The sequence below is a fragment of the Microvirga sp. P4_A5 genome (assembly GCF_056402495.1).
The window spans coordinates 44,342-67,789 of record NZ_JBFUHH010000012.1; the positions used below are offsets into that span (position 1 = coordinate 44,342).

General features: G+C 64.4%; 22 protein-coding genes and 1 pseudogene. 17 read left to right on the top strand and 6 right to left on the bottom strand.

Annotated features, from left to right (window positions below):
- The first annotated feature begins 30 nt into the window (after nt 1-30).
- From odhB to AC1DVM_RS06220, 3 genes are all read left to right on the top strand, one after another.
- Entirely contained in the window at nt 31-1,281 is a 1,251-nt protein-coding gene (gene odhB / locus AC1DVM_RS06210) for a 2-oxoglutarate dehydrogenase complex dihydrolipoyllysine-residue succinyltransferase (protein WP_477252923.1), read from the top strand.
- A 91-nt stretch (nt 1,282-1,372) separates the two neighbouring features.
- Entirely contained in the window at nt 1,373-2,773 is a 1,401-nt protein-coding gene (gene lpdA / locus AC1DVM_RS06215) for a dihydrolipoyl dehydrogenase (protein ID WP_477252924.1), read from the top strand.
- A gap of 7 nt (nt 2,774-2,780) precedes the next feature.
- Nucleotides 2,781-3,398 carry a thymidine kinase gene (locus AC1DVM_RS06220; protein WP_477252926.1) on the top strand — a complete coding sequence of 206 codons (618 nt, stop codon included), beginning with the start codon at nt 2,781-2,783 and terminating at the stop codon, nt 3,396-3,398.
- 29 nt (nt 3,399-3,427) lie between these two features.
- Here AC1DVM_RS06220 and AC1DVM_RS06225 read toward each other — a convergent pair whose 3' ends face one another.
- Nucleotides 3,428-4,408, bottom strand: coding sequence for a tyrosine recombinase XerC (locus AC1DVM_RS06225; RefSeq protein WP_477252928.1), 981 nt, complete (start codon nt 4,406-4,408; stop codon nt 3,428-3,430).
- Between the two features lie 56 nt (nt 4,409-4,464).
- Between AC1DVM_RS06225 and AC1DVM_RS06230 the strand changes: the two genes are divergently transcribed.
- The 10 genes and pseudogenes from AC1DVM_RS06230 (at nt 4,465) to AC1DVM_RS06275 (ending at nt 15,375) form a co-directional block, all read left to right on the top strand.
- Complete coding sequence (locus AC1DVM_RS06230) at nt 4,465-6,627, top strand: primosomal protein N' (RefSeq protein WP_477252930.1); 2,163 nt, start codon at nt 4,465-4,467, stop codon at nt 6,625-6,627.
- Nucleotides 6,628-6,647: 20 nt separating this feature from the next.
- A complete protein-coding gene (locus AC1DVM_RS06235; protein ID WP_477252932.1) occupies nt 6,648-7,211 on the top strand; it encodes a histidine phosphatase family protein in 564 nt (187 codons plus the stop codon).
- A gap of 218 nt (nt 7,212-7,429) precedes the next feature.
- Nucleotides 7,430-8,002 carry a F0F1 ATP synthase subunit delta gene (locus tag AC1DVM_RS06240; protein ID WP_477252934.1) on the top strand — a complete coding sequence of 191 codons (573 nt, stop codon included), beginning with the start codon at nt 7,430-7,432 and terminating at the stop codon, nt 8,000-8,002.
- Complete coding sequence (gene atpA, locus AC1DVM_RS06245) at nt 8,002-9,531, top strand: F0F1 ATP synthase subunit alpha (RefSeq protein ID WP_477252936.1); 1,530 nt, start codon at nt 8,002-8,004, stop codon at nt 9,529-9,531. Before AC1DVM_RS06240 ends, atpA begins: the two co-directional genes overlap by 1 nt.
- A 54-nt stretch (nt 9,532-9,585) precedes the next feature.
- The gene (locus tag AC1DVM_RS06250) at nt 9,586-10,458 is read left to right on the top strand and encodes a F0F1 ATP synthase subunit gamma (protein ID WP_477252938.1); all 873 of its coding nucleotides are present in this window, start codon (nt 9,586-9,588) and stop codon (nt 10,456-10,458) included.
- A 49-nt stretch (nt 10,459-10,507) separates the two neighbouring features.
- Nucleotides 10,508-11,914, top strand: a pseudogene (gene atpD, locus AC1DVM_RS06255) (F0F1 ATP synthase subunit beta); the annotation flags it as partial.
- 114 nt (nt 11,915-12,028) lie between these two features.
- Entirely contained in the window at nt 12,029-12,430 is a 402-nt protein-coding gene (locus AC1DVM_RS06260) for a F0F1 ATP synthase subunit epsilon (RefSeq protein ID WP_477252940.1), read from the top strand.
- A gap of 353 nt (nt 12,431-12,783) precedes the next feature.
- Nucleotides 12,784-13,770, top strand: a complete 987-nt coding sequence (locus tag AC1DVM_RS06265) for an ABC transporter substrate-binding protein (protein ID WP_477252942.1) — start codon at nt 12,784-12,786, stop codon at nt 13,768-13,770.
- 41 nt (nt 13,771-13,811) lie between these two features.
- Nucleotides 13,812-14,603: an ABC transporter ATP-binding protein gene (locus tag AC1DVM_RS06270; protein WP_477252944.1), complete on the top strand. Its 792-nt coding sequence runs from the start codon at nt 13,812-13,814 to the stop codon at nt 14,601-14,603.
- Between the two features lie 4 nt (nt 14,604-14,607).
- Nucleotides 14,608-15,375, top strand: a complete 768-nt coding sequence (locus AC1DVM_RS06275) for an ABC transporter permease (protein ID WP_477252945.1) — start codon at nt 14,608-14,610, stop codon at nt 15,373-15,375.
- A gap of 42 nt (nt 15,376-15,417) precedes the next feature.
- Here the strand turns inward: AC1DVM_RS06275 and AC1DVM_RS06280 are convergent, their stop codons facing one another.
- From AC1DVM_RS06280 to AC1DVM_RS06290, 3 genes are all read right to left on the bottom strand, one after another.
- A complete protein-coding gene (locus tag AC1DVM_RS06280; RefSeq protein WP_477252947.1) occupies nt 15,418-16,551 on the bottom strand; it encodes a CobW family GTP-binding protein in 1,134 nt (377 codons plus the stop codon).
- Between the two features lie 5 nt (nt 16,552-16,556).
- Nucleotides 16,557-17,453, bottom strand: a complete 897-nt coding sequence (locus AC1DVM_RS06285) for a DMT family transporter (protein ID WP_477252948.1) — start codon at nt 17,451-17,453, stop codon at nt 16,557-16,559.
- Nucleotides 17,454-17,546: 93 nt separating this feature from the next.
- Nucleotides 17,547-19,055 (bottom strand): D-alanyl-D-alanine carboxypeptidase family protein, encoded by a 1,509-nt coding sequence (locus tag AC1DVM_RS06290; protein ID WP_477252949.1) that lies wholly within the window; start codon nt 19,053-19,055, stop codon nt 17,547-17,549.
- A 191-nt stretch (nt 19,056-19,246) separates the two neighbouring features.
- Here AC1DVM_RS06290 and AC1DVM_RS06295 point away from each other — a divergent pair, with 191 nt between their 5' ends.
- The 3 genes from AC1DVM_RS06295 (at nt 19,247) to AC1DVM_RS06305 (ending at nt 21,378) form a co-directional block, all read left to right on the top strand.
- Nucleotides 19,247-20,149, top strand: a complete 903-nt coding sequence (locus AC1DVM_RS06295) for an EamA family transporter (RefSeq protein WP_477252951.1) — start codon at nt 19,247-19,249, stop codon at nt 20,147-20,149.
- An 89-nt stretch (nt 20,150-20,238) separates the two neighbouring features.
- Nucleotides 20,239-20,964, top strand: a complete 726-nt coding sequence (locus AC1DVM_RS06300) for a hypothetical protein (RefSeq protein ID WP_477252953.1) — start codon at nt 20,239-20,241, stop codon at nt 20,962-20,964.
- A gap of 63 nt (nt 20,965-21,027) precedes the next feature.
- Nucleotides 21,028-21,378: a 2OG-Fe(II) oxygenase gene (locus AC1DVM_RS06305; RefSeq protein ID WP_477252955.1), complete on the top strand. Its 351-nt coding sequence runs from the start codon at nt 21,028-21,030 to the stop codon at nt 21,376-21,378.
- Here AC1DVM_RS06305 and AC1DVM_RS06310 read toward each other — a convergent pair.
- A complete protein-coding gene (locus AC1DVM_RS06310; RefSeq protein ID WP_477252956.1) occupies nt 21,366-21,815 on the bottom strand; it encodes an NUDIX hydrolase in 450 nt (149 codons plus the stop codon). The genes AC1DVM_RS06305 and AC1DVM_RS06310 overlap by 13 nt on opposite strands.
- 113 nt (nt 21,816-21,928) lie before the next feature.
- Between AC1DVM_RS06310 and AC1DVM_RS06315 the strand changes: the two genes are divergently transcribed.
- The gene (locus AC1DVM_RS06315; protein WP_477252957.1) at nt 21,929-23,095 is read left to right on the top strand and encodes an acetyl-CoA acetyltransferase; all 1,167 of its coding nucleotides are present in this window, start codon (nt 21,929-21,931) and stop codon (nt 23,093-23,095) included.
- Between the two features lie 4 nt (nt 23,096-23,099).
- Here AC1DVM_RS06315 and AC1DVM_RS06320 read toward each other — a convergent pair whose 3' ends face one another.
- The gene (locus AC1DVM_RS06320; RefSeq protein ID WP_477252960.1) at nt 23,100-23,366 is read right to left on the bottom strand and encodes a BolA family protein; all 267 of its coding nucleotides are present in this window, start codon (nt 23,364-23,366) and stop codon (nt 23,100-23,102) included.
- Between the last annotated feature and the right edge of the window lie 82 nt (nt 23,367-23,448).

Here is a 23,448-nt window from a genome sequence, read left to right on the forward strand (position 1 = left end):
GGCCCTTCGCCCCGAACAGTTAAGACGATCATGGCCACCGAAATCCGCGTACCCACCCTCGGCGAGTCCGTTTCCGAAGCCACCATCGGCCGCTGGTTCAAGAAGCCCGGCGATGCGGTGAAAGCCGACGAGCCCCTCGTGGAGCTCGAAACCGACAAGGTCACCCTGGAGGTGAACGCACCGGCAAGCGGCACCCTCGGCGACATTCTGGCCAAGGACGGCGAGACGGTCGCTCCGGGCGCCGTGCTCGGTTCGATCACGGAAGGCGGCGCCGCGGCTGCGCCCGCTGCCCCGGCGGCACCTAAAGCTGAAGCGCCAAAGGCGGAGGCTCCAAAGGCGGAGACTCCCAAGGCGGCCGCTCCCGCCCCCGCGGCCCCGGCCGGCGCGGCCAAGGATCACGGCCCGGCCGTGGCTCGTATTTCCGCCGAGAGCGGCGTCGATGCAGCGGGCATTGCCGGTTCGGGCAAGGACGGACGGGTGACGAAGGGCGACATGCTGGCGGCGATCGCGACCGGCGGCGCCCAGGCGCCTGCGCCGGCAGCACCCATGCAGGTCCGTGCACCCTCATCCGCCGATGACGCGTCGCGCGAAGAGCGCGTCAAGATGACCAAGCTGCGCCAGACGATCGCGCGACGCCTGAAGGACGCGCAGAACACAGCCGCGATGTTGACCACGTTCAACGACGTGGACATGACCGCCGTGATGGGCCTGCGCAGTCAGTACAAGGAAGTGTTCGAGAAGAAGCACGGCGTGAAGCTGGGTTTCATGGGGTTTTTCGGCAAGGCCGTGATCCAGGCGCTGAAGGACGTGCCGGCGGTGAACGCCGAGATCGACGGACAAGACCTCGTCTTCAAGAACTATTACCACATCGGCATCGCGGTCGGCACCGAGAAGGGCCTCGTTGTTCCGGTCGTGCGCGACGCCGATCAGATGTCCATCGCGCAGATCGAAAAGAAGATTGCGGATTTCGGCAAGCGCGCCCGTGACGGCAAGCTGACCATCGATGAGATGCAGGGCGGCACGTTCACCATCACCAACGGCGGCATCTACGGCTCGCTGATGTCGACGCCGATCCTGAACGCGCCGCAATCGGGCATCCTCGGCATGCACCGCATCGAGGAGCGGCCGGTGGCGCGCAACGGCCAGGTGGTGATCCGTCCGATGATGTATCTGGCGTTGTCCTACGATCACCGGATCGTGGACGGCAAGGATGCGGTGACCTTCCTGGTGCGGGTCAAGGAGGCGCTCGAAGATCCCGCGCGTCTCGTTCTCGACCTCTGAACCGAAATTCCATCTTGCCCGGCGCGATGCCGGGCATTCCATCGACTGACCTGCCGGGATCGCCCGGTCCTGACGTCCAAGGGGGCGACCCATGTCTTACGATCTCATCGTTATCGGAACCGGTCCGGGCGGATATGTGTGCGCCATCCGCGCGGCGCAGCTCGGCCTGAAGACGGCCGTCGTCGAGAAGCGCAAGACCCATGGCGGCACCTGCCTGAACATTGGTTGCATTCCGTCGAAGGCGCTGCTCCACGCATCGCATTCCTTCGAGGACGCCAAATCCCATTTTCCCGCCATGGGCGTGATCGTGGGCGAGCCCAAGCTCGACCTCGCCAAGATGCAGACGTTCAAGCAGGAGGGTGTCGACGGCAACACCAAGGGCGTCGAGTTCCTGCTGAAGAAGAACAAGGTCGACGTCTTCACCGGCACCGGGCGCATCGCCGCGGCCGGGAAGGTCGAAGTCACGGCTGAGGACGGCGCGAAACAGACCATCGAGACGAAGAACATCGTCATCGCGACCGGCTCGGACGTCACGCGTCTGCCGGGCATCGAGATCGACGAAAAAGTTGTGGTCTCGTCCACCGGCGCGCTCGAACTCGCAAGCGTGCCCAAGCGCCTGGTGGTGATCGGCGCGGGTGTCATCGGGCTCGAGCTCGGCTCCGTGTGGCGTCGTCTCGGCTCGGAAGTGACGGTGGTCGAATACCTCGATCGCATCCTGCCGGGCATGGATGGCGAGGTTGCCAAGCAATTCCAGCGTTTGCTCACCAAACAGGGCATCGCGTTCAAGCTCGGCGCGAAAGTCACGAAGGTCGAGAAGAAGGGCAAGGGCGCGACGCTCACCTTCGAGCCGGCGGCGGGCGGAACGGCGGAGACGATCGAAGCCGACGTGGTGCTCGTGGCCATCGGGCGCGTTCCCTACACGCAGGGGCTCGGCCTCGACGAGATCGGCGTCCAGAAAGACAACAAGGGTCGCATCCAGACGGATCCCCATTTCGCCACCAACGTCGCGGGAATCTACGCGATCGGCGACGTGATCACGGGGCCGATGCTGGCGCACAAGGCCGAGGACGAAGGCATGGCGATCGCCGAGATTCTGGCCGGCAAGGCCGGGCACGTGAATTACGACGTGATCCCGAGCGTCGTCTACACCTTCCCCGAGGTAGCCTCCGTCGGCAAGACCGAGGAAGAGCTGAAAGCCGCCGGCGTTGCTTATAACGCGGGCAAGTTTCCCTTCACGGCCAATGGCCGCGCAAAGGTGAACCACACGACCGACGGCTTCGTGAAAGTCCTGGCGGATGCCGCCACCGACAAGGTGCTGGGCGTGCACATCGTCGGCGCAGAGGCTGGAAACCTGATTCACGAGGCAGTTCTGGCAATGGAATTCGGCGGGTCGTCGGAGGATATCGCGCGCTCGTGCCACGCGCATCCGACGCTGGCGGAAGCCGTCAAGGAAGCGGCGCTCGCGGTGGAAAAACGCGCCATCCATATGTGAGCGGATCGTGGCGAAGCTTCACTTCCTCTACTCGGTGATGAATGCGGGCAAGACCACGCATCTCCTGCAGGTTCGCCACAACTATGTGGAGAACGGCGGCAACGTGCTGCTGTTCACGAGTGTGATGGATGACCGGTTCGGCACCGGCAAGGTGAGATCCCGCATCGGCATCGAAGCCGACGCGGTCCCGCTGCGACGCTCCGATTCCATCGACCGCATCGTGGCGGACGAGCATGCCAGGAAGCCGCTGACGGTCATCCTCATCGACGAAGTGCAGTTCATGACCGCCGAACAGGTCCGCCAGTTGGTGTGGATCGTCGATGAGCTGAAGATACCCGTCATGGCCTATGGGCTGAAGAACAACGTCTACGGCACGTTGTTCAGCGACGCCATCGCGGCCTTGATGGCGCTGGCCGATCAATTCCTCGAGATCAAGCAGCTCTGCCATTGCGGCCGCAAGGCGACGATGATCCTCAAGTTCGATCGCAACGGCGAGGCCGTGCGGTCCGGGGAGGTGGTGGAGATCGGCGGCGAAGGCCGCTACGTCTCGGTCTGCCGCCGTCATTGGACCCAAGGCGAAATCGGCCCTGCCGCCAGGCATCTGCTTGCGCAGGCGGTGGACTAGGAACGACGGGCTCGCCGGCGAATGTCAGCCTAAGTCTTAATCCGAGCTCGTGGATGAGACGCGTCGAAAGCGTCCATCAGACGGGTCGCGTCGATCTTCGTATAGAGCTGCGTCGTCGACAGAGAGGCGTGGCCCAGCAACTCCTGAATGCCTCTGAGATCGCCGCCGCGCGCCAGCAGGTGCGTGGCGAACGAATGGCGCAACGCATGGGGCGTCGCACTGTCCGGCAGCCCCAGCATTCCGCGCATCTCCTCCACCGCGAGCTGGATGATGCGGGGGGACAGCACGCCGCCGCGAGCACCGACGAAAAGTGGTCCCTCTGGCGGAACCGCGTAGGGGCAGAGCCGCAGATATTCTTCCACGGCGCGCTGGATCGGGGCGATGACCGGCACGCTGCGCATCTTGCCCCCCTTGCCGACGACCGTCAGCGAGTCAGTTCCGTGGATGGGCGCGTCGCGCCTTTGCAGACTGAGTGCTTCAGAAATGCGCAGGCCCGAACCGTAGAGCAGCGACAGGACGGCGGCGTCGCGGGCGACGATCCAGGGCTTTCGGTCTCCGCCGGCGCGCAGATCGGTCTCGGTCACAGCCACTGCCGACAGGGCTGAGAGCGGTCGAGGCAGGCTCTTGTCCATCCTGGGGGTTCGAATCGCTGCGAATGCGGAGGCGGTGCCGTGCCCTTCCCGTTCGAGATGACGCGCGAAAGAGCGCAGTGAGGCGAGCTGGCGCATGAGCGACCGGCTCTGCACCGATTGCATGCGGCGGGCCGACAGGAAGGCGCGGATGTCGAGGGGCTTGAGGGCGAGGATCGCACTGACGCTCGGAGGCTCGCCGAGATGGTTCGTCAGGAAGGTGAGAAACTGCCGCAGGTCGCGGCCATAGGCTTCCACCGTCTTGGGCGACAGCCGGCGTTCCTTGGCGAGCGACGTCAGCCACTGCATGGATTGCTGGCGCGTATCGGGCGCACCCGGCATGGCCAGATTAAGGGCTGTAGGCGAATCGCTGCTTGACATGTTCCTGCTTTGTGCAAGGGCAGACACCATAGCATGGACAGGTTAACCCGAGCCGAATGACAAGCCGCATCGCCGATGTCCTCATCCCCCTGGCGCTGGACACGGCCTATAGCTACGCCGTGCCCGACGGCCTCTCGCTGAAAGAGGGCGATGTAGTGCAGGTGCCGCTCGGCACCCGCGAGGTGGTGGGCGTGGTCTGGACGCTCCGCGCCGGCCCGGGGGGCAATTTCAAGCCGGTGACGGGGGCCATCGAAGCGCCCGCGCTCTCCTCGAAAATGCGGAAATTTCTCGATTGGGTGGCGTGGTATACGCTTGCGCCCAAAGGCTCCGCGCTGGGCATGGGCTTGAAACTGGCGGATCCCGATCGCCCGGAGGCCGTTCGCGTGGGGATCCGGCTGGCGGGGCCGCCGCCCCGGCGCATGACGCCGACCCGGCAACGCGTCCTGGAGGCTGCGGCCGACGGGCTTGTGCGCCCCAAGCGGCAATTGGCGCATGAGGCCGGCGTCAGCGCCGGCGTAATCGACGGTCTGGTGGATGAAGGTGCGCTCGAAACAGTCGCGCTGCGCCCCGAACGGGCCGCGGAGACGCCGGATCCCGATCACAGCAGCACCGGGCTCTCCGACGATCAACGGGCGGCCGCGCAAGCGCTCATCGCGGTGATGGGCCAGCATCCCGCGCCGGTGAGCCTGCTGGAAGGGGTCACCGGATCGGGGAAGACGGAAGTCTATTTCGAGGCGGTCGCGGAAGCGGTGCGTCAAGGCCGGCAGGCCCTCATCCTCATGCCCGAAATTGCCCTGACGGCCCAGTTTCTCGACCGGTTCGAGGCCCGTTTCGGCGCGAAGCCCGCAGCCTGGCATTCGGGCGTGACGGGCCGCAAGCGCGAGCGCATCTATGCGGGCATCGCGGCCGGTGACGTGAAGGTGGTGGCCGGGGCCCGTTCGGCCCTGTTCCTCCCTTATGCCGATCTCGGGCTGATCGTGGTCGATGAGGAGCACGAGGCCGCCTACAAGCAAGAGGACGGGGTCCACTACCATGCGCGCGACATGGCGGTTGTGCGCGGACGGATCGAAAGCGCGGCGGTGGTTCTCGCCTCTGCCACCCCCTCCATCGAGAGCCGCACCAATGTGGAGCGCGGGCGCTACCGGCATGTGCAGTTGCCCGAACGCTTCGGCGGGCGGCAGATGCCCCATATCCGAACCATCGACCTGAAGCGCGAAGCCATCCCGCAGGGAAAGTGGCTCTCGCCGAGCCTGATTGCGGCAATGAACGAGACGCTGGGGCGGGGCGAGCAGGCGCTTCTCTTCCTCAATCGCCGCGGCTATGCGCCCCTGACCCTCTGCCGTTCCTGCGCCCACCGCTACGAATGCCCGAATTGCTCGGCATGGCTCGTGGAGCACCGATTCCGACGCTCTCTCGTGTGCCATCATTGCGGGCATGTGGAGCGCACGCCGCAAGCCTGCGTGGCCTGCGGCACCGTCGATTCGCTGGTTTCATGCGGTCCGGGCGTCGAGCGAATCGCCGAAGAGGCTGCCGAATTGTTTCCGGACAAGTGCCGAATCGTTCTGTCGAGCGACTTTCCCGGTGGCACAGAGCGGCTGCGCTCGGAGCTGGCGGCCATCGCCGCGGGGGAATTCGACATCGTCATCGGCACCCAGCTCGTGGCCAAGGGCCATAACTTCCCGCTCATGACGCTCGTGGGCGTTCTCGATGCGGATATCGGGCTCACCTCCGGTGATCCACGGGCGGCCGAGCGGACCTTCCAGCTCCTCCAGCAGGTCACCGGCCGCGCCGGCCGGGGCGACAAGCCGGGTCGGGCGCTCGTGCAGACCTGGCAGCCGGAGCATCCGGTGATCGCCGCCCTGGTCTCGGGCGACGCCGAGCGGTTCTACCGGGAGGAAACCCGTGTGCGGGAGATGGCCGGGCTGCCGCCCTTCGGCCGGCTGGCGTCGCTCATCGTGTCCGCCACCGAGCGGGAGGCCGCCGAGGTCCACGCGCGGGCCATGGCGAAAGTCGCCGATCCGGGGCAGGGAATCACGGTCCTGGGGCCCGCCGAGGCGCCCCTCGCCCTGATCCGTGGCCGATACCGCTATCGCCTCCTGGTGAAGACCGAGCGGGACGTGGATCTTCAGGCCTATCTGCGCGGATGGCTGGAGCGCTGTCCGAAGACACGTGGTAACACCCGCGTCGCCATCGACGTCGACCCCCAAAGTTTCCTCTGACCGCCAACCGGAAAGTACCGATGACCAAGACCGTCCATTGCATCCGCCACGGGCAATCCACCTTCAACGCCCATTGGGAACATGCGGGCGGCATCGACCCCCTTCATTTCGACGCGGTACTGTCCGATCTCGGGCGGCAGCAGGTCGCGGCGGCCGCCAGGGCCGTTCGCGCGGTCCCCTATGAGCTGGTGGTGACCTCGCCGCTCACCCGGGCGATCCAGACGACGCTGGGGCTTTTTCAGGACCATCCCTCCACGCCGAAGATCCAGGTCGAGTGCCTCCACCGCGAACGCGTCGAAAACAGCTGCGACGTGGGGCGTTCGCCGGCCTTGTTGCGCGGCGAGTTTCCGGCCTTGGCCTTCGATCATCTCGACGAGGTGTGGTGGCACCGGGACGGCGACCCGGACCACCGGGGTATCGTCGTCGAGCCGGACGCGGTTCTGACCGGGCGCGTGCGGTCCTTCCGCGAGTGGCTGGGGAACCGTCCGGAGCGTGTCATCGCGGTGGTCGGCCATGGCACGTTTTTCTATCATCTGACGGGGCGTCAGCTGCAGAATTGCGAGATCGTCACGCTGGATCTGTGATCCGGCGCTTCGCTCCGGCCGCGCTTTGCCGGAAAGGCAAGCCGCGTGGGGGCGAGATCGCCTTGCGCCTTGGAAAATCCCATGCTAGTGCACCCCCGCCTGACGGGGGTTAAGAGACTCCCGCTCTGGCTCATTTCCACCGACTGACGGGTTTCCCCGCGGCCTTCTCCGGAAGGGTTTGCCGGTCTGAACGCCGTTAGCCTTGAGAGAGACGAAAAGTGGCGCAAAGCGGTTCCCAAGAAGGACCTCTCCTGTCGGGTGTGGCGATGCGCTATGCCTCGGCGCTGTTCGAAGTCGCTCAGGAAGCGAATTCCGTCGACGCCGTCGCGGCCGATCTCGACCGTCTCGGTCGGATGGTGGATGGCAGCGACGACTTCCAGCGCCTGATCCGCAGCCCCGCCTTTACGGTGGAGCAGCAGGTGAAGGCCATCGGCGCCATTCTCGACAAGGCCGGCATTTCCGGCCTTGCGGCCAATTTCATCCGCCTCGTCGCCTCCAAGCGTCGCCTGTTCGTCATGCCCGACATGATCCGCGCTTTCCGCGATCTCGTCGCGAAGTCGAAGGGCATCGTCAGCGCGCAGGTGGTATTGGCCGAGGAGCCTTCCGACAAGGTTCTGACCGAAATCAAGGCAGCGTTGCGCGACGTTGCCAAGGCTGACGTTTCGTTGAACGTCAAAATCGACCCGAGCCTCATCGGTGGTCTCATCGTCAAGATGGGTTCCCGCATGGTGGATGCCTCGGTGCGCACCAAACTCAATTCCATTCGTCTAGCGATGAAAGAGGTCCACTGATGGACATTCGAGCCGCTGAGATCTCCGCGATCCTCAAAGAGCAGATCAAGAACTTCGGCACCGAGGCTGAAGTCACCGAAGTAGGACAAGTGCTGTCCGTCGGCGACGGCATCGCCCGCTGCTACGGCCTCGACAACGTTCAGGCTGGCGAGATGGTCCAGTTCGAGAGCGGCGTGCAAGGCATGGCGCTGAACCTCGAAACCGACAACGTCGGTATCGTGATCTTCGGCTCCGACCGTGAGATCGCCGAGGGCCAGACCGTGAAGCGCACCGGCGCGATCGTGGACGTGCCAGTCGGCAAGGGGCTGCTTGGCCGCGTCGTCGACGCGCTCGGCAACCCGATCGACGGCAAGGGCCCGATCGTCTCGACCGAGCGTCGCCGCGTAGACGTCAAGGCTCCGGGCATCATCCCGCGCAAGTCGGTGCACGAGCCGATGGCGACGGGCCTCAAGTCCATCGACGCGCTCATCCCGGTCGGCCGCGGCCAGCGCGAGCTGATCATCGGTGACCGTCAGACGGGCAAGACCGCGATCGCCCTCGACACGATCCTCAACCAGAAGCCCCTGAACCAGGGCACCGACGAGTCGCAGAAGCTTTATTGCGTCTATGTGGCGATCGGTCAGAAGCGCTCTACCGTCGCCCAGTTCGTGAAGGTTCTGGAAGAAAACGGCGCGCTCGAATATTCGATCATCGTGGCAGCGACCGCGTCCGACCCTGCGCCGATGCAGTATCTGGCACCCTTCGCCGGCTGCGCCATGGGCGAGTATTTCCGTGACAACGGCATGCACGCCGTGATCACCTATGACGATCTGTCGAAGCAGGCCGTGGCCTATCGCCAGATGTCGCTGCTTCTGCGTCGTCCGCCCGGCCGCGAGGCTTATCCCGGCGACGTGTTCTATCTCCATTCGCGTCTTCTCGAGCGCGCCGCGAAGCTCAACGATTCCGAAGGTTCGGGCTCGCTGACCGCGCTGCCCGTCATCGAGACGCAGGCGAACGACGTGTCGGCCTATATCCCCACCAACGTGATCTCGATCACCGACGGCCAGATCTTCCTCGAGACGGACCTGTTCTACCAGGGCATTCGCCCGGCGGTGAACGTCGGTCTGTCGGTGTCGCGCGTAGGCTCCGCCGCGCAGACGAAGGCGATGAAGAAGGTCGCGGGCAAGATCAAGGGCGAGCTGGCGCAGTACCGCGAAATGGCGGCGTTCGCGCAGTTCGGCTCGGACCTCGATGCCACCACCCAGCGTCTGCTCAACCGCGGGTCGCGCCTCACCGAACTCCTGAAGCAGCCGCAATTCTCGCCGCTGAAGATGGAAGAGCAGGTGGCGGTGATCTATGCGGGCGTGAACGGCTATCTGGATGCGCTGCCACTGAACCGCGTGCGGGCGTTCGAAGACGGATTGCTCTCGCTCGTTCGCGGCAAGCACGCCGACATCCTCGACGCGATCCGCTCCTCGAAGGACCTTTCGAGCGACTCGGAAGCGAAGCTCAAGGACGTCGTGCAGAACTACGCCAAGTCATTCTCGTAAGGACTTGGGTTCGCGTCTCAAGGAACCGGGTCACCGGAGAGGTAGGGCTGCTCGATGCCGAGCTTGAAAGACCTTCGCAATCGCATCGCCTCCGTCAAGGCGACGCAGAAAATCACCAAGGCCATGCAGATGGTGGCCGCCGCGAAGCTGCGCCGCGCGCAGTCCGCGGCGGAAGCCGCGCGTCCCTATGCGGAGCGCATGGCGGTGGTGCTCGGAAATATCGCGTCCGGCGTGACGATCGGACCGGAGACGCCGCGGCTTCTCGCCGGCACCGGCGCCGACCGGGTGCATCTTCTGATCGTCTGCACGGCCGAACGCGGGTTGTGCGGCGCCTTCAACTCGTCCATCGCGCGTCTCGCCCGCGACCATGCGCTTCGGCTCATGGGCGAGGGAAAGACCGTCAAGATCATCTGCGTCGGCAAGAAGGGCTATGATGTTCTGCGTCGCCAGTTCTCCGAGCAGATCATCGACCTGATCGACCTCCGGTCCGTGCGCCAGCTCGGTTTCGAGCAGGGCGACATGATCGCCCAGAAGGTGCTGGCGCTGTACGAGCAGGGCGAGTTCGACGTCGCGACGCTGTTCTACTCGCGCTTCCGCTCCGTGATCGCCCAAATTCCAACCGCGCAGCAGATCATCCCAGCCCAGATCGAGGGCGGCGGATCGTCGTCCGATGCGGTCTACGAGTACGAGCCGGACGAGAGCGAAATTCTGGCGACCCTCCTGCCGCGCAATCTGACCATCCAGATCTTCCGCGCGCTCCTGGAGAATGCCGCTTCCGAACAGGGCGCCCGCATGAGCGCCATGGACAATGCCACCCGCAACGCGGGTGAGATGATCAAGAAGCAGACGATGACCTATAACCGGTCGCGTCAGGCGATGATCACCAAGGAACTGATCGAAATCATTTCGGGCGCCGAGGCGCTCTGACGACACCCGAGAGGAAGCCACCATGGCCATTACCGCCAACAAGCCCACCGGCAAAATCACGCAGGTCATCGGCGCCGTCGTCGACGTGAAGTTCGAAGGTCACCTGCCCGAGATCCTGAATGCCCTCGAGACCACGAACCAGGGCAACCGCCTCGTGCTCGAAGTCGCGCAGCAGCTCGGCGAGAGCACGGTGCGCTGCATCTCCATGGACACGTCCGAGGGTCTCGTGCGCGGCCAGGACGTCACCGACACGGGAGCGCCGATCTCGGTGCCCGTCGGCGCCGGCACGCTGGGCCGCATCATGAACGTCATCGGCGAGCCGGTGGACGAAGCGGGCCCGATCCCGTCAGAGGGCATGCGCGCCATCCACCAGCCCGCGCCGAGCTATGCCGAGCAATCGACCGAAGGTCAGATCCTCGTCACGGGCATCAAGGTCGTCGACCTGTTGGCGCCTTACGCCAAGGGCGGCAAGATCGGCCTGTTCGGCGGCGCCGGCGTCGGCAAGACCGTTCTGATCATGGAGCTGATCAACAACGTCGCGAAGGCGCATGGCGGTTACTCCGTTTTCGCCGGCGTCGGCGAGCGCACCCGCGAGGGTAACGACCTCTACCACGAGATGATCGAATCGGGCGTGAACAAGCTCGGCGGCGGCGAAGGCTCCAAATGCGCGCTGGTGTACGGCCAGATGAACGAGCCCCCGGGCGCCCGCGCCCGCGTCGCCCTCACCGGTCTGACGGTTGCCGAAAACTTCCGCGACCAGGGCCAGGACGTGCTGTTCTTCGTGGACAACATCTTCCGCTTCACGCAGGCAGGTTCCGAGGTGTCGGCGCTTCTCGGCCGCATTCCTTCGGCGGTGGGCTATCAGCCGACGCTCGCGACCGACATGGGCGCGCTGCAGGAGCGCATCACCACCACCACGAAGGGCTCGATCACCTCGGTGCAGGCCATTTACGTACCGGCCGACGACTTGACCGATCCGGCGCCCGCCGCCTCGTTCGCGCACCTTGACGCCACGACCGTGTTGTCCCGCTCGATCGCCGAGAAGGGCATCTACCCGGCGGTGGATCCGCTCGATTCGACCTCGCGCATGCTGTCGGCCGCGATCCTCGGCGAAGAGCATTACAACGTTGCTCGCGAAGTGCAGCAGATTCTGCAGCGCTACAAGTCGCTTCAGGACATCATCGCCATTCTGGGCATGGACGAGCTGTCGGAAGAGGACAAGATGACGGTGAACCGCGCCCGCAAGATCGAGCGCTTCCTGTCGCAGCCCTTCTTCGTCGCCGAAGTGTTCACCGGTTCGCCCGGCAAGCTCGTTGCGCTGGAAGACACCATCAAGGGCTTCAAGGGCCTCGTGGAAGGCAAGTACGACCATCTCCCGGAGGCTGCCTTCTACATGGTCGGCAGCATCGAGGAGGCGGTCGAGAAGGCCCAGCGCCTCGCAGCCGAAGCCGCGTAATCGAATCGACGATTTTCCCGGGCCGGTTCGCCGGTCCGGGACTTTTCAAGACGTGTATCTCCAGACTTTGGATATCCGCCCCGCCTTCAGGCGGACAGGATGACGAGAGGCGCTATGGCCACCTTCAATTTTGAGCTCGTTTCGCCCGAGCGCGTCCTGTTCTCCGGGCCGGTCGATGCGGTGATCCTGCCGGCGGCCGAGGGAGAAATGACGGTGCTCGCCGGCCACGCCCCCACCATGGCGACGCTCAAGACCGGCTTTCTCGTGGTCACCGACACGCCCGGCAACGGCAAGCGCGTCCTGATCCGGGGTGGGTTCGCGGACATCAGCCAGGACGGCCTCACGGTTCTGGCCGAGCGCGCGTTGCCGGCTGAGGAACTGACGCAGGAGATTCTCGACAAGGAAATCCTCCAGGCGCAGATGGTCTACGATGCCACCAACGACCCGCTCGCGAAGCAGGCGGCCTATGCGGCGGTGGTGCAGCTCGAAGACACCAAGGTGGCCCTGAACTACTGAGACCCGAACCCGGCCCTAGGCCGGGTTTTTCTTCGCTCCGAGCGCCTGCGCGGAGGTGCGGAGTGCGCTCCGGCCGACCGCCCGGCCGCTTCGGGTTGCCTGATCAATTCCACGACATTTGCCGCTTCCCGCGTCAGCTTCCCTTGACGTGCCGCGCCCATCTGCTTGCATGGCATCCGCCGGCCCGTCATCGGGGCGTCTCGGGTCGCTGGCACGCGGATTGCTTAGGGATGAACAAAAGGCGGAACTGCCGGCGGCAAATCCGTTCGGCAACACAGGACAAGGGACCGGAGCATATGGCGGGGGATCGTTCACGGAAGTTGGGAAGAGCGGTTGCGGGGCTCGTAGCCGGCATGGCCGCGTGCCTTGCCGCGATCGGCGCGGCGCAGGCCCAGACGCCGGTTCGCTTCAGCCTGGACTGGCGGTGGGAGGGTCCGGCAGCACCCTTCGCGGTCGCCCTCGACAAGGGATATTTCAAGGCGGAGGGCCTCGATGTCACGATCGACCCCGCGGCGGGTTCGCGGGAGCCGATTTCTCGCGTTGCGTCCGGCACCTATGATGCCGGGTTTGGCGATGTAAACTCCCTCGTCCGGCTCCGCGACGAAAATCCCGGCACCGACATCAAGGCCGTGATGGTGATCTACGACCGGCCACCCTTTGCAATCATCGGTCGGAAGAGCCGGGGCATCGGCACCGACGTTGCAAGTCTGCAACGCAAGACATTCGGCGCGCCGGTCGCCGATGGAGCCTTCGCCCAATGGCCGATCTTCAAGTCCGTCAACAAGATCGACGATTCCACGATGAAATTCGAGAATATCGGCTTCCCGGTCCGTGAGCCGATGCTGGCCCAAGGCGAGGTCGACGCGGTCTTCGGCTTCTCGATGTCGTCCTACATCAATCTCAAATCGCGCGGCGTGCCGACGGAAGACATCGTGGTGTTGCTCATGAGCGATTACGGAGTCGATCTCTACGGCAACGCCATCATGGTGTCGGAGAAGTTCGCAAAGGAGAAGCCAGAAGCCGTGAAAGGCCTGCTTCGCGCCATCATGAAAGGTGTCCAGGATACGGTGAAAGACCCCGCTGCGGCTGTCGATTCGGTCATCAAGCGTAACGACGTAGCCAAGAAGGACGTCGAGCTGGAACGCCTCAAGATGGTGCTCGATCAGAACATGATCACCCCATGGGTGAAGGAAAACGGCTTCGGAGGAATCGACAAGGCGCGCTTTGCCGCCTCGCTCGATCAGATCGGGCTGACGTTCAAATACAAGAGCAAGCCCCAGGTCGAAGATGTTTTCACCGACGCGTTCCTGCCGCCTTCGGATCAGCGCAAGGTGAATTGAGTTTAGCGATTCACCGCCCCCCATTCGAACTGGAGCCCTGCGTGCCGGACTTCGTCGAACTCCACGATGTCACGCATGTCTACGCGCGCGCAGAAGAAGGCGCGCCGGCAGTCTCCCATCTCAGCCTGAAAGTGCGGGAGGGAGAATTCGCCGCCATCGTCGGGCCGTCGGGCTGCGGCAAGTCAACGCTCATGAAGCTCGCCACAGGCCTGCAATTTCCCCGCGAGGGCGCGGTGATCGTGGGGGGAAAGCAGGTCGCGGCGCCGCTAAAGCTCGCCGGCATGGCATTTCAGAACCCGACACTGCTCCCCTGGCGCACGACCCTCGACAACGTGCTGCTGCCGCTGGAAATCGTCGAGCCGCACCGCTCGCGCCTGAGACGGCACAAGGCAGAATATGTCGCAAAGGCCGAGATGCTGCTCGCGGCGGTCGGGTTGAAGGGGCAGGGCGGCCGGTTCCCATGGCAATTGTCCGGCGGCATGCAGCAGCGCGCCTCGCTCTGCCGCGCGCTGATCCACGAACCGAAGCTTCTGATGCTCGACGAGCCGTTCGGCGCGCTCGACACGTTCACCCGCGAGGAATTGTGGTGCGTGATGCGCGACCTTCATGCGGCGCAGAACGTCACCATCATACTTGTGACGCACGATCTGCGCGAGGCTGCTTTCCTCGCCGATCGGATCTTCTGCATGAGCGCGCGCCCGGGTCGAATCGTGGCCGAGAAGGTCGTCGCGTTTCCGCGTCCGCGTGATCTTGAAATCACCTACACGCCCGAGTTCTCGGCTCTCATCCACGAACTGCGCACTCACATCGCGCATGCCCGTTCGGGAAGTTGAGCGGATGGGCTCCAGGCGCCAGATGGCCATCGCGCCATGGATCTTCACCATCGGGTTCTTCGCTTCGTGGGAAATCGTCTGCCGGGTATTCGGCATTTCGAGTTTCGTGCTGCCGACGCCTTCGACGATCCTGCGGGCGATCTGGGAATATCGCACCCAGCTCAGCTATCACGCCCTGTTCACGCTCTGGATGACGCTCGCAGGGTTCGGCATCGCGGTGGTGTTCGGATTACTGCTCGGCATGGTGCTGGGCGCATCGCGGCTGATTACCGCCGGCACCTATCCGTTGCTGATCGGTTTCAATTCGATCCCCAAAGTCGCCGTCGTGCCCATCCTGGTATTCTGGTTCGGCGTGGGCTGGGTGCCGCCGGTGATGACGGCGTTTCTGATCTCGTTCTTCCCGATCGTCGTGAATGTCGCAACCGGCATCTCGACTGTCGAACCCGAGATGGAAGACGTGCTGCGCGCGCTCGGCGCGTCGAAACGGGAGATCGTCTTCAAAGTCGGGCTGCCCCGCGCCATGCCGTACTTCTTCGGCTCGCTGAAGGTCGCCATCACCCTCGCTTATGTGGGCTCGGTGATCGGCGAGCAGAACGCCTCCAATGTGGGGATCGGCAACCTGATCACGCGCGCATCCGCAGCCTTCGAGGTTCCGCTCGTCTGGGCGGCGCTCATGGTGCTGGCCGTCCTCGGCGTGATCATGTACGCGGCGACCGCCTGGGTCGAGCGCTCCATGACAGGCTGGGCGCAGCGTTCTGAGATGGCGAACTAGAGCAAGGTCCGAAAACGGCTGGTGCCAGGTTGCGGATTCGCGCTAGCGCCTGAGCGAGAGCGGATTATCGGAGAGGGCCGCCGCATCGGGCTGGTCGATGCCGGGATTGCCGATGAAGGCGTTCCAGAGCTTTTCCACGGCGTCGCGCTCGATGTCTCGTACGATGAAGACCACCCGACTGCGATGGTCGTCGCTCGGCCAACGCGGAAGGATCGCCGGGACGTGGATCACATGCTGGACCCCGTGAATGACGACAGGATGATCCGGGTCCTCCGCGAGGGCAACGAGGCCCTTGACCCGCAACAACTTGGCGCCGTGCGAGGAGCGCAGGAAGTMGAGGAAGGTATCGAGCGCACTCTGTCGGATCGGCTCTTCGCTCGTGAGGCAAAACGCATGGATCGCCGCATCATGCCGGTTCACGTCATGATGGTGATGCCCATGATCGTGATGATGGCCGTGCTGGTGCGCGTGGCTGCGATGTTCCGCCTCCTCGACAGCCTCGGCCTTCAGCCAGTCCCGCACATCCGCGATCTTCCCGTCGAGATCGAACAGCCCGCCGGCGACAACCGCCCCGGCGGGCGCATCGGCTGAGAGGATCGTAGCGCCGGGGTTGAGATCGCGAAGCCGCTCGCGCAGGCGTCCGAAATCGTCGGCGCCGTGCACGAGGTCCGCCTTCGCAAGCACGATCCGGTCCGCGACGGCGGCTTGCCGGACGGCCTCGGCATGCGCGTCGAGAGTGGCATTGCCATTGATCGCATCGATCACCGTCACCACGCTCTCGAGGGCGTAACGGATCGACAGATACGGATGGTAGAGGACCGCGTGAAGGATCGGGGCGGGGTCGGCGAGCCCGGTGGTTTCGATGATGACGCGTCGAAACGGTGTTATCCGTCCGTTGTCGCGCTTGCGCAGCAGATCTTCGAGCGTGGCGATGAGATCGCCCCGCACGGTACAGCACAGACATCCGGCCGCGAGCAGGATCATGTCGTCGTCGACGGTCTCGACGAGCAAATGATCGAGTCCGATCTCCCCAAATTCGTTGATGATCACGACGGTGTCGTGCAGGGCCGGGTCCTGGACGAGGCGGTTCAGGAGGGTTGTCTTGCCCGCGCCCAGGAATCCCGTGAGGATTGTCAGCGGGATCGGCGGAATCGGGCCGGGGGGATGATCGGGCATCGAGTCTAATCCACAGGAACGAGTGGGGCGGCGGTTTTCCGCTCCAACAGGATATTGGCAACGATGGCTGCGAGTACGAGGGCGCCGCCCAAGATTTGCACCGGGCCGAGGGTTTCGCCAAGCACAACGGTGGATGCGAGCGCAGAGACGACCGGTTCGATGCAATAGGCGATTCCCGCCGCGGCGGCGGAAAGCCGAACGAGGGCGGCGATCTGGAACAGGAAACCCACCACGTATCCGCCGATCGTCATGGCAACCGCGACGGGGGCCAGCGCCAGCGCCGTGGGGGATGCCAGTTGATCCGTGACGGCGCCGATCACGAGGGCGGTGGGGAGCACGATCAGGTGAACCCAGAAGACCGTGGCGACGGTCGTTGTCTTGCGGCAGCGGGACGCGGCGAAGAATTGCGCCGCGGTGGCCGCAGCGGCGGCGAGCGCGAGTGCGAGGCCGCGCCAGTCGAGGCCGGTGAAAACCGGGCCCACGACAAGGATGATTCCGCTGAGAGCCACGCCCACGACAGCGAGCAATCGCCGAGTCAGCCGCGTCCCCTCGACCAAGGGGCCCGCGAGAACGATCAGCGAGGGATAGGCGTAGAAGACGACCGACGCCACAGTCACGGGGATGAACGCAACGGAGGAGAGGTAGCAAATGCCAACCAGGGCCGTGGCAATCCCCAACACCAGAATGGAGCCGCGTTCATCGGCCGCCACGCGGAGCGAGCGCCTCATCAGGAAGGCCGCTCCCATCACCAGCAGGAGCATGAGAAGCACGCGATAGACGACCAGCGCGGAGCCCGGAACGCCGGCCAACGATGCGGCCCCCGCATACACGATGTTCAGCCCGTAGAGGCCGGCCGAACCGAGGGCCAGCAACAGGCCGGGAGAAGTGGATGAAGGGGACATGCGGCCGAAATCACGGTGAAGCTAAACCGTTCGCCCGCTTCCGGTCAGATTGCAAGCTTTCCGTGCCCGGCATCGGCCGGACACGGACGCGCTCTAATTGACGACCGGCTTGGCCTTTGCGGGGGACGCCGTCTTCTGCGGTTTCGCTTTTGGCGTGGCGTCCGCCTTCGAGGCGGGCTTTTCGTTCGTCGGCGTCTTGTCGGCCTTCGCCGGCGTTTTGACCGGCTGTTTGGTCGTCTCCTTGGCCGAATCCTTCACCACGTCCTTCACGGCGGCTTGCTTGGTGGCGGGTTCCTTAGACGCGGGATCCTTGGCCTTCGCCGTCACGGGCTTCACGCTGATGGTGGCGCGTGCTTTGCCCTTTGTTTCCGCCTTCTCGACCTTCGGCTCGTCATCCGCTTCCGTTGCGATCTGGTCGTCCGAGGCCTTGCCCTTCTGATTCTTGTTCTTTGCGCTTTTGGCCTTCTCGGCTTTCGCCTCCCGCGCCTTTGCGGCGGCGGCGGCTTCCTTCGCGGCCTCGGCGGCGATCTCGCTCTCGGATGGCGGGTTCAGACCCACCCATACGCGCTCTGGCTGCACGGTCGAGCGCGGCAGGAGGCTGGTGCGGACGGGCGTGGCCCCGCCGGCGAACGCCATCATGTCGGACGAAAACAGGTTCGGGACGCCGCTGTTCTGATCGGACGCCAGGGTTGTGGAACTGTCTTCCTCGGGCATGGGTCCGCGACGATCGCAGATGACCGAGCGCATGTCCGGAGGTGTGGTCGAAGCCGATTGGGGAAGCGCCGTCAGTGTCGGGCTCGACCAATTGGCCTGGATGTTGAAACCCCGGTCGAAGAGTTCCGCCGCCTTCATGGTGCGCTCGTTGGCCGACGGGGCCCCCATCACCACGGTGATGAGATGGCGTCCATTTCGTGTCGCGCTCGCCACGACGTTGAAGCCGGCCGAGCAGATGAACCCGGTCTTCATGCCATCCGCGCCCGGATAACGGCCGATCAGACCGTTGGTGTTGCGCATGATCCGCCGGCCATACTGGATGGCGCCGATACGAAACAGGTTCTGGTATTCAGGGAACTCGGTGATCAGCGCGCGGGCGAGGATCGCCATGTCGCGGGCGGTCGTCTGGTTGCGCTCGTCGGGAAGACCATGCGGGTTGGCGAAATGGCTGTCACGCATCCCGAGACGCGCGGCCTGCTGGTTCATCATTTCCGAGAAACCCTCGATGGAGCCGCCAAGGCTCTCAGCGACGGTGGCCGCTACGTCGTTGGCAGATTTGACCATGAGGATCTTGAGGGCGTTGTCGAGACGCAGTTGCGTGCCCGGCTTGAAGCCCATTTTCGATGGCGGCAGGGCGGCGGCGCTCTCGGAAACCGTCAGAAGGGTCTCGAAGCTCGCGCGATTGGTCCGCACATAATCGAGCGCCACGTAGGCGGTCATCAGCTTGGTGATCGAGGCCGGGAACCAGGGATCGGTCGCCCGCTCCGCATGCAAAACCTTGCCGGTTTCCGCATCCACCACGAGGGCTGGACCGGCGGCCAGAGCCGACCCGCTGGCAACGGCGGCGAAGCAGAAGGCGGCCAGACGAACGGCTCGGATTGCGCTCATGCGAAACGGCTCCAATGGACACTGCTTTTTGAGGAGCACGTGATATCGCCCCGCTTGTCTCGGCGAAGCATTTTTAGCCCCCTGCGGTCGATTTGACTAGGCCGGGGCAGCTTTTTCGCCTCTAACGCTCTCCCTGTGTAAAGATTCCATGGCAAGAGCATGGCAAGAGCCGCGCGGTTTCAAGATCGAACATGAGCCTTTCTCTCCTCTGGATCCCGGTGACGCTTGTGGCGGCAGCCGCGCAGACCGCCCGGAACGCTACCCAACGGAAACTGACGGAAACCATCGGCACTGTCGGTGCGACGCAGGTTCGGTTCCTTTATGGGTTCCCCTTCGCGCTCCTCGCCCTCGCCCTGTTGCGGCTCATCGGCGGCGAACCCCTTCCGAGTGTCAACCCGACATTCTTTGGTTACGTGCTGGCAGGCGCCCTGTCGCAGATTCTGGCGACCGGCCTCATGCTGTCGGCGATGCGGCAACGCTCCTTCGCGGTCGTGACCGCCTACACCAAGACGGAACCGGTTCAAGTGGCCGTCTTCGGCCTGTTGTTGCTCGGCGACCACGTCACGCCCTTCATCGCCGTGGCGATCGTCATCGCCACGGCGGGCGTCCTCGTCATGTCGGTCAAGCCTGGCACGGATCTCAAGAATGCGGGGTGGCGCCCAGTGGTTTTCGGCGTGGCGTCGGGGGCCTTTTTTGCCCTCGCGGCGATTGGGTTTCGCGGTGCGATCCTGTCCCTCGACCAGGGTTCCTTCGTGATGCGTGCCACCACCACGTTGGCATGCGCGCTTGGGCTTCAGACCGCCATCCTGGTGGGATGGCTCGGCCTTTTCGACCGCCGGGCCCTTCTGGCCAGTTTCGGCGCCTGGCGCCCTTCCCTGGGGGCGGGTTTTCTGGGAGCGCTGGCGTCGCAATTCTGGTTCATCGGTTTCGCGCTGACCACCGCGGCGAATGTTCGAACCCTCGCGCTGGTCGAGGTCGTGATGGCGCAACTCGTCTCGCACCGTTTCATGGCCCACACCACCACGCGGCGGGAAGTTGCCGGAATGGCCCTCATCGTTCTCGGTGTCGGATTGTTGCTTTGGGCGCAACGCTGACGGGGCGCTCTGGAAGCGATCAGGTGCGACTTGCCTGAGAGCCGACCACGCTGCTAACTTTATATCGTTAACAGCGTGGGATTGTTTCGATGAGCACAGGCTCCGGGGTTGCGGCGATTTTTCGAAACCTCAGCGTCGGCGATCCTGTGCCTTGGTTCAGGCAGAGTTGCACCAGCAATCCCAGTTACGCATTCGACATGGCGGGCGGGCGTTACGTGGTGCTCTGTTTCTACGCCACGGCGGCAGACGAGGTCGGGCGCGCAACGCTTGCTGCCATCAACGGGCCGATGAGGCCACTTCTGGACGATCACCACATCGCGCTGTTCGGGGTCAGCGCCGATCCGGCCGACCGCGATCAGGAGCGCGCGCAACAGGCTCTGCCGGGCATCCGGCATTTCTGGGATTTCGACGGGAAAATCGGAAAATTGTGCGGCGCCATCCCGACCGATTCCGGGAGCGAGGGGGTGCGGGTGCGGCGGTTCTGGATGGTGCTCAACCCGACCTTACGCGTGCGCGCCATCTTCCCGTTCAAGGACGATGGCAGCGACCGCGACGAGGTGCTGGCCTATCTGCGGGCTCTGCCGTCGGTCGACCGGTTTGCCGGATTTGAGGTCCACGCGCCTGTGCTTGTTATCCCCGACGTGTTCGAGCCGGATTTCTGCAACCACCTGATCGGCCTCTACCATCAACATGGGGGCGAGGAATCGGGCTATATGCGGGAGATCGATGGCAAGACCGTCGCGACCCATGATCACAGCCACAAGCGGCGGAAGGATTACACAATCGCCGATGAAGGTCTGATCCGCCAGATCTAGGCGCGGATCATCCGCCGGATCAACACCGAGATCGAGAAAATACACTTCTTCAAACCGACCCGGATGGAGCGCTACATCGTCGCCTGCTATGCGGCGGAGGATGGCGGTCATTTCCGGATGCATCGCGACAATACCACGAGGGGCACCGCTCACCGGCGTTTCGCGGTTTCGATCAATCTGAACGATCGTTTCGAGGGCGGAGAGGTCAGTTTTCCCGAATACGGGCCGCGCGGCTATAAAGCGCCCGCCGGCGGGGCCGTGGTGTTCTCCTGCTCGCTGCTTCACGCAGTGTCGCGCGTGACGGAGGGCGAGCGGTTTGCCTTCCTGCCGTTCATCTACGATGACGAGGCCGCGCGAATTCGCGAGGCCAACAACGCCCATCTGGGCGACGAGGTCGCCGCCTACCGCGCTTGAGGCGTGGCGAGGGCGAGGGGCAGCACCGCATTTCGCGTCAAGGGTGCGAGCGGCGTATCTCCGGGTTGGCGGGGATCGAGCCAGATCGTCTCGGCGATTTCCGCCCCGCAATCCGCCTCGCCGGCAATTCTGACCTCGTAGATCGCGGCCCTCACGATCCGTCCCGGCTCATGAGCGGCGGTATCCTCGTATGTTCCGAGCGCCACTTCGGATCCGGGCACGATAGGGCATCCGATTTCCTCAACGAGCTCTCGCGTGAGCGCCGCGAGATCGTTCTCTCCCGGCTCCCTCTTGCCTCCCGGCTGCATGAAGGCGCTGGTGCCCTTCTTGCGGACGAGAAGCAGGTGGCCGAGGCGGTTGCGGACGAGGGCTGCCACCACTTCGATCGCCCGGTCTTCACGCGTCTCGATCGAACCCTGCGGGCTGCTGACGGTCATGGGCATCCTCGAAAAGGGCTGAGCTCGGCGGGGAATTCGCCCCAGGCGGTTTCTCTTGCTCAGTGGGTAAAACAACCCCATCTTGATCTCWACAGCTCAAATCGGAGACCGCCATGACCGCCTGTATCGTCGGCTGGGCGCATACGCCCTTCGGAAAACATGATGCCGAGACGGTCGAAAGCCTGATCGTCCGGGTGACCAACGAAGCGCTGGAGCATGCGGGCATCGGCGCCGAGGATGTGGACGAGGTCGTCCTGGGCCATTTCAACGGCGGTTTCTCGGCGCAGGATTTCACGGCCTCGCTGGTATTCCAGGCCAGCGACAAGTTTCGTTTCAAGCCCGCGACCCGCGTCGAAAATGCCTGCGCCACCGGCTCGGCGGCCGTTCATCAGGCCATCAAGTCGATCGAGGCGAAGCACGCCAGGACCGTTCTGGTGGTGGGCGTGGAGCAGATGACCACAACGCCGGGGCCCGAAATCGGCAATATTCTCCTGAAAGCCTCCTACCTGCCGGAGGACGGCGAGACCAAAGGCGGCTTCGCGGGTGTTTTCGGGCAGATCGCCGGCCGGTATTTTCAGCAATATGGCGATCAGTCGGATGCCCTGGCGTTGATTGCCGCCAAGAATCACCGAAACGGCGTCGACAACCCCTACGCGCAGATGCGCAAGGATTTGGGCTACGAGTTCTGCCGGGCCGAGAGCGAAAAGAACCCGTTCGTCGCCGGCCCCCTGAAGCGGACCGATTGCTCCCTCGTCTCCGACGGCGCGGCGGCTCTGGTGATCGCCGATACCGAGACGGCCCTTCGCATGCGCCGGGCAGTGGCCTTCCGCGCCGCGGCCCATGCGCAGGATTTTCTGCCCATGTCCAAGCGCAATATCATTGAATTCGAAGGCTGCGCGGAAGCGTGGCAGCGGGCGCTCAAGCAGGCGGGCGTTGCGCTGACCGACCTGTCCTTCGTGGAGACGCACGATTGCTTCACGGTCGCCGAACTCATCGAATATGAGGCCATGGGCCTGACGCCGCGGGGCGAGGGGGCCAGGGCCATCAAGGAAGGCTGGACCAACCGCGACGGCAAGCTACCGGTCAACCCGTCGGGAGGGCTGAAGGCCAAGGGACACCCCATCGGCGCTACCGGGGTGTCCATGCATGTCTTGTCGGCCATGCAGCTCTGCGAGGAGGCGGGCGGAATTCAGGTCCGCGACCCCAAGCTGGGCGGCATCTTCAACATGGGTGGCGCGGCGGTTGCGAACTACGTGAGCGTTCTGGAACGCATCAAGTAGGCTTCTATTCGCCCGGCGCCTTCGCGGCGATGGCGAGGGCGTGCAGCCCTCGCTCGAAGGCGCCCTTCACCGCTTCGTTGACGAGGCGGTGGCGGGCGATCCGGCTCTTGCCGATGAACGCTTCCGACACGATATCAATGCGGAAATGGGTTTCTCCACCTTCCCTCCAGCCGCCGTGCCCCCGGTGCTGCTCCGATTCGTCCGTGACGATGAGGCGGGTCGGCCGCAGGGTCGCGTTCAAGGTGTCGGTGATCCATTCGGCGAGGGGCATCGTCGGTTGTGAACCTTTTTTAAACTGGGCCGCGGCGAAAAGCGTTGGGGCCTTGGCTCTTTGCCCCAAGCCACTCATACTC